This is a genomic window from Streptomyces sp. NPDC005574, assembly GCF_040605435.1.
Taxonomy (GTDB): Bacteria; Actinomycetota; Actinomycetes; order Streptomycetales; family Streptomycetaceae; genus Streptomyces.
In genome coordinates this window covers 1-5,228 of sequence record NZ_JBEXCW010000204.1, presented here as the reverse complement: position 1 = coordinate 5,228, position 5,228 = coordinate 1, and the positions used below count along the sequence as shown (strand labels likewise).

Here is a 5,228-nt window from a genome sequence, read left to right as displayed (position 1 = left end):
AATCATCGGATACCTCCGAGGAAACCCCGGCCTTCAGGCCGGGGTTTCCTCGGAGGTATCCGATGAAGAACTATCCGCCGCAGTTCAAGGCGGACGCGGTCGCGCTGTACCAGTCGCGGCCCGAGGCGACGATCTGGGAGGTCGCTGCTGATCTGGGGATCAATCCCGAGACGACTCGACAAACCCGCAGATCAACATCTGAGATACGGGTGAACCGCAGGAACTGGCGGGCCGTTGTGCGTGCGTACCCCGGTAGAGACTGGGCTGAGGATCAGACATGCCAACCTGGAGGGCCGTCCCTTGTTCAGTGTCACCGTCCGCGATCACATCATGATCGCCCACAGCTTCCGCGGCGAGGTCTTCGGACCCGCGCAACGCCTGCACGGAGCGACGTTTCTCGTGGACGCCACGTTTCGGCGCCAAGACCTGGACGACGACAACATCGTCGTCGACATCGGACTGGCCGCCCAAGAACTCGGCGCTACGGTCAGCGCGCTGAACTTTCGTAACCTCGATGACGAGCCTGATTTTAAGGGCATCAACACCTCGACCGAGTTCCTGGCCAGGGTCATCGCCGACCGCCTCGCCGAGCGGGTTCACGACGGTGTGCTGGGCGAGGCGGCAAGGGGTTTGACGGGCATCTCGGTCACACTCCACGAGTCGCACGTCGCCTGGGCGAGTTACGAGCGTGGCCTGTGACCAACATGATCACTGCCCGGTCCGGTTCCTGAAGCATTTGCGCGCGCAGTGCATGACAGCCGAGCACGTCCCCGCCACCCACCAGTGTCGGCCTGGGGCAGCAACTCGGTGCATGGACAACTTCCCGATCGCTGAGGAGCACCCATCTATGACTCGCACCGCGCGTGCGTTCTGGGTTCGCACCCCTGGCCACGGTGAGATCCGGGATATCCAAATTCCAGATCCCGCCGAGGACGAGGTACTGGTCCGGAGCCTGTGGTCTGGGGTGAGCCGCGGCACCGAGACACTGGTCTTCCGTGGAGGGGTGCCCGGGAGTCAGCACACGGCCATGCGGGCGCCGTTCCAGGAGGGCGACTTCTCCGGGCCGGTGAAGTACGGCTACCTCAACGTCGGTCAGGTGGAAGAGGGGCCGGCGGAGCTGGTCGGTCGGACCGTCTTTTGTCTCTACCCGCACCAGACACGGTACGTCGTCCCCGCCACTGCCGTCACGCCGGTGCCTGAGCATGTGCCGGCCTCCCGGGCCGTGCTGGCAGGCACCGTGGAGACCGCCGTCAACGCGCTGTGGGACGCGGCGCCCCTGCTCGGTGATCGGATCGCCGTGGTCGGTGGCGGTATGGTCGGCTGCTCGGTGGCTGTGCTGCTGGCCCGTTTCCCCGGCGTGCGCCTGCAGTTGGTCGACGCTGACCCCCGCCGGGCCAAGGTCGCCGAAGCACTCGGTGTCGACTTCGCCTCGCCCGAGGACGCACTCGGCGAATGCGATCTCATCGTTCATGCGAGTGCCACCGAGCGGGGCCTCGCCCGCTGCCTGGAACTTCTCAGCACTGAGGGTACGGTTATCGAACTCAGCTGGTACGGCGACCGCCGGGTCAGCCTGCCGCTGGGTGAGGCTTTCCACTCCCGGCGGTTAGTCGTCCGCAGCAGCCAGGTCGGCACCGTCTCCCCGGCCTGCCGTGCCACCCGCACCTACGCCGATCGGCTCGCCCTCGCGCTTGACCTGCTCGCCGACCCTGCCTTCGACGCCCTCATCACCAGCGAATGCGCGTTGGATGAACTACCCGAGGTGATGTCACAACTCGCCGCGGGGTCAATTCCCGTGCTTTGTCACCGTGTTCGATACCCGAACTGACCCGGGCACCATCCTTGATCTTGCGTGGGTATTCCCGGCTTCAGTCCGGGAGGGAAGCGCATCCTCCGCCCGGAGGCGCGAAGCGCCGGAGTTCGCTTCGCCCTGGGGTGATGACCAGGTGGGCCAGAAGCTGTTGATCATGTGACTGTCGGTCCGGTTGCTCGTTGCTTTGTCGTGGGGAAGAGACAGTCGCGACCGTGGATTGTGTCGGATGAACTGTGGTCGCTCATCGAGCCGTTGTTGCCTCAGCCGGGGCCGAAGCTGGTGGAGGGCCGACCGCGGGTCCCGGACCGGCAGGCGTTGTGCGGGATTCTGCTCGTGCTGCACACCGGCAACCAATGGGAGTACCTCGCGCAGGAGTTGGGCTTCGGTTCGGGGATGACGTGCTGGCGGTCGCCTGGCCGCGTGGAACGAGGCCGGCGTGTGGGACGAGCTGCACCTGGTGCTGCTGAAGAAGCTGCGGGTAGCGAAGAAGCTGGACTGGTCGCGGGCCGTGATCGACTCCTCCCATGTCAGGGCAGCACGGCGGCCCAAAAGCAGACCCAGCCCGGTCGACCGCGCACGACCGGGCAGCAAGCACCACGTCCTCACCGACGCCCAGGGCATCCCGCTCGCGGTGTCCCTGACCGGCGGAAACCGCAACGACGTCACGCAGTTGCTGCCGCTGCTGGACAAGGTTCCGGCCGTGGCCGGCGTCGTCGGCCGGCCCAGACGCAGACCCGACCGCTCCTCGCAGACCGTGGTTACGACCACGACAAGTACCAGGCGACTCCGGCCGCCCAGCACACCGTCTCCGACAACTGAGTTCGGTCACTGGTTTTCTGACATGCTGTTGTCCCCCTCACCTTTCGGATCCAGGTAAGTCATCCGGCCCAGAAACCTCCTTCCGAGTTCCTCCCGGCTGAACCGGGATACAACACGCAGGACCGAACGCGTAACTCCCGCGTCGTCGAGCACGGCGCCCGCCTCGGAATCGACGTCGAAGTCGTCAACAGGAATCCGGAAACCCGCGGCTTTCAGGTCGTGAAAAGACGCTGGGTGGTCGAGCGGAGTATCGGTTGGATCATGATGCACCGCCGCCTCGCCCGCGACTACGAGAACCTCACCGCCAGCTCCGAGGCAATGATCCACATCGCCTCGGTCCACAACCTCACCAGGCGCATAACGGACGAAACGACACCCACCTGGCGAGGAACGTACTAAGACGTAAACGGCAATCTGCCCACTCCAAACGCCCTCTTATACCGACAGTGCAGATCTCTGGACCTGCTGGCCTGGATGCCGATGCTTGCCCTGACCGGCAACGCCTGTCTCCTGGAGCCTCACCGGCTACGGCTCCGCCTGTCACCGCGGCTGGGTAGCTCGTGACCACCGGCCATCGGTGATCCTCCACTGGGCTCGGCACTGGCCCTGCCTCCCTGGCCTGAATCGGTGCGAGATCGCCCTTATGTTTGGACCTGGGGGCAAAATCCGGCGTACCCAAGTTCACGACCTTCTGAAATCCGTAGATGGTCGGGGACTCGATCGGCTTGGCTATGTCCACACGTAGTCACGCCCTCACAGGTTCGACGATGCCGCAGAACAGTGCTGGTGTGACTCGCGGTTCGCACCGTACGGGACATGCTATATCCCCTCCGATTCCATAGGTGTGACACGTGAACGCGATCGAGCCTGGGGTGATCGCTACGTCGACAATTCGGCGCGTGAACGAAGCGCGGGTTGAATTTGAGAGCAATTGATCACGATTGCGCGGCCTCTGACAATTGCCGGTGAAGGGAAGGAGATGTTCATGGATACATCTAGGAGGAAGGTTGGGGTGGCTATTCATGCCGACGACCCTATCGATCGCGCCGGCTTGAGTGGTTACGTTCGACAGGATCATCGTTTGTATGAGGTCGACTATGCAGGAGTCGGAAAGGTTGACATTTTCGTAGTTTCCGTGGAAACGGTCACTGTGGATACCTTGCGATCACTGTCAAATGACCCTACGGCGAAATTTTTGCTTATCGTGAAGAATAGGTGGAATATTGAAACTTTGACCGCAACGGCTCGTGGGGTGTGCGGCGCTCTGTGGTATGCAAATTGCTTCCCGGACACGCTCTCCCAGGCGCTGCTCGCGATCGACGCCGGAGGTAAGGTGATCTCGGAATCACCCAAGGATATGTTCGCAGAGAAGGCGACTGACGGCAACGCGAGTCGAACCACGTCCGGACTGACCAGCAAGGAAATAGGCGTGCTTCAGTTAGCGGCGGACGGCTTGGATCATTCAGAAATAGCCGACAAGATGTCTTGTTCGCTGGGTGCGGTCGAACGTCTTTTGTCCGGCATCATGGAACGCCTGAATGTTCGCAATGACGCCCATGCCGTTGCCTGTGCCATGCGCTCGGGCGTCATTTGAGGCATGCGCGCGACATGCCGACCGGCACCTGGGGCCGCTGAGCCTCTTCCAACCTGACGGCTGGTTGGATCGGCACCCCGGCGGCGGGCATGAAGAAAGCTCCTGGTAGACGGGTTCACGACCAAGATGACCAGTCCGCCAGGAGCTCTCGCGTGCTTGTCTACCCGTCCGGCATCGATCTGTCCAGCCGCACCCTGCAGCACCTCTCCGGCCTTCTCGCAGGTCACCGCCGTCGGATCGACTCCCGGTGGCGTCGCCTGACCTGCGGCCGGCAGGCCCTGCTCGTCCTGGCCCACCTGCGCTGCGGCGACACCTACGCCCGCCTCGCAACAGGATTCCGCATCGGGACCGCGACGGTCCACCGCTACATACGGGAGGCCGTCGGCCTCCTGGCCGCCCTCGCACCCACGCTGGAACAGGCCATGACGACTGTCCGGAAGAAGGCGTACGTGATCCTCGACGGCACCGTGCTGCCGATCGACCGCATCGCCGCCGACCAGCCGTACTACTCGGGTAAGAAGAAACACCACGGGATGAACGTGCAGGTCCTCGCAGATCCAGCCGGCCGTCTGATCTGGGCCTCGGACGCACTACCCGCAGCCGTGCACGATCTGACCGCGGCCCGGACCCACGGCATCCCCGCCGCTCTCGCCGCCGACGACATCAAGTGCTGGGCGGACAAGGCCTATCAGGGCGCAGGTCAGGCGGTCCGCGTCCCGTTCCGCGGATGGCGTCGGCTTCACAACCGCGATCACGCCAAGAGACGCAGCCTCGGCGAACGTGCCATGGCCACCCTCAAGTGCTGGCGGGTCCTGCGGAAGCTCCGCTGCAGCACCACCCGGATCACAGCCGTCGTCCGAGCCATCGTCACCCTCGAACTCGCCGCCTGATCAAGATGGAAAGGGCTCAGTGAACCTCTTTCATCCTGAATAGTCGCAGGTCAAGAGTGTGTGGATGGCTTGTACGACGGTGCCGATACGCCGGGTTGAGCATCGGGCTCGCCGT

At 63.8% G+C, this 5,228-nt stretch carries 4 protein-coding genes and 3 pseudogenes; 6 read left to right on the top strand and 1 reads right to left on the bottom strand.

Annotated features, from left to right (window positions below):
* Positions 1-300 precede the first annotated feature (300 nt).
* From ABZT03_RS42915 to ABZT03_RS42890, 6 genes and pseudogenes are all read left to right on the top strand, one after another.
* Positions 301-699: a 6-carboxytetrahydropterin synthase gene (locus ABZT03_RS42915; RefSeq protein ID WP_356049580.1), complete on the top strand. Its 399-nt coding sequence runs from the start codon at positions 301-303 to the stop codon at positions 697-699.
* Between the two features lie 148 nt (positions 700-847).
* On the top strand, positions 848-1,825 hold the full coding sequence (locus ABZT03_RS42910) for a zinc-binding alcohol dehydrogenase (RefSeq protein ID WP_356049578.1): 978 nt from the start codon (positions 848-850) through the stop codon (positions 1,823-1,825).
* 174 nt (positions 1,826-1,999) lie between these two features.
* Positions 2,000-2,587: pseudogene (locus ABZT03_RS42905) on the top strand (IS5 family transposase); the annotation flags it as partial.
* Between the two features lie 183 nt (positions 2,588-2,770).
* Positions 2,771-3,028: pseudogene (locus ABZT03_RS42900) on the top strand (transposase); the annotation flags it as partial.
* A gap of 613 nt (positions 3,029-3,641) precedes the next feature.
* Positions 3,642-4,223 (top strand): LuxR C-terminal-related transcriptional regulator, encoded by a 582-nt coding sequence (locus ABZT03_RS42895; protein WP_356049576.1) that lies wholly within the window; start codon positions 3,642-3,644, stop codon positions 4,221-4,223.
* A gap of 152 nt (positions 4,224-4,375) precedes the next feature.
* Positions 4,376-5,113 carry a transposase family protein gene (locus ABZT03_RS42890; protein ID WP_356049574.1) on the top strand — a complete coding sequence of 246 codons (738 nt, stop codon included), beginning with the start codon at positions 4,376-4,378 and terminating at the stop codon, positions 5,111-5,113.
* Positions 5,114-5,143: 30 nt separating this feature from the next.
* Here the strand turns inward: ABZT03_RS42890 and ABZT03_RS42885 are convergent.
* Positions 5,144-5,228, bottom strand: a pseudogene (locus ABZT03_RS42885) (IS5/IS1182 family transposase); the annotation flags it as partial.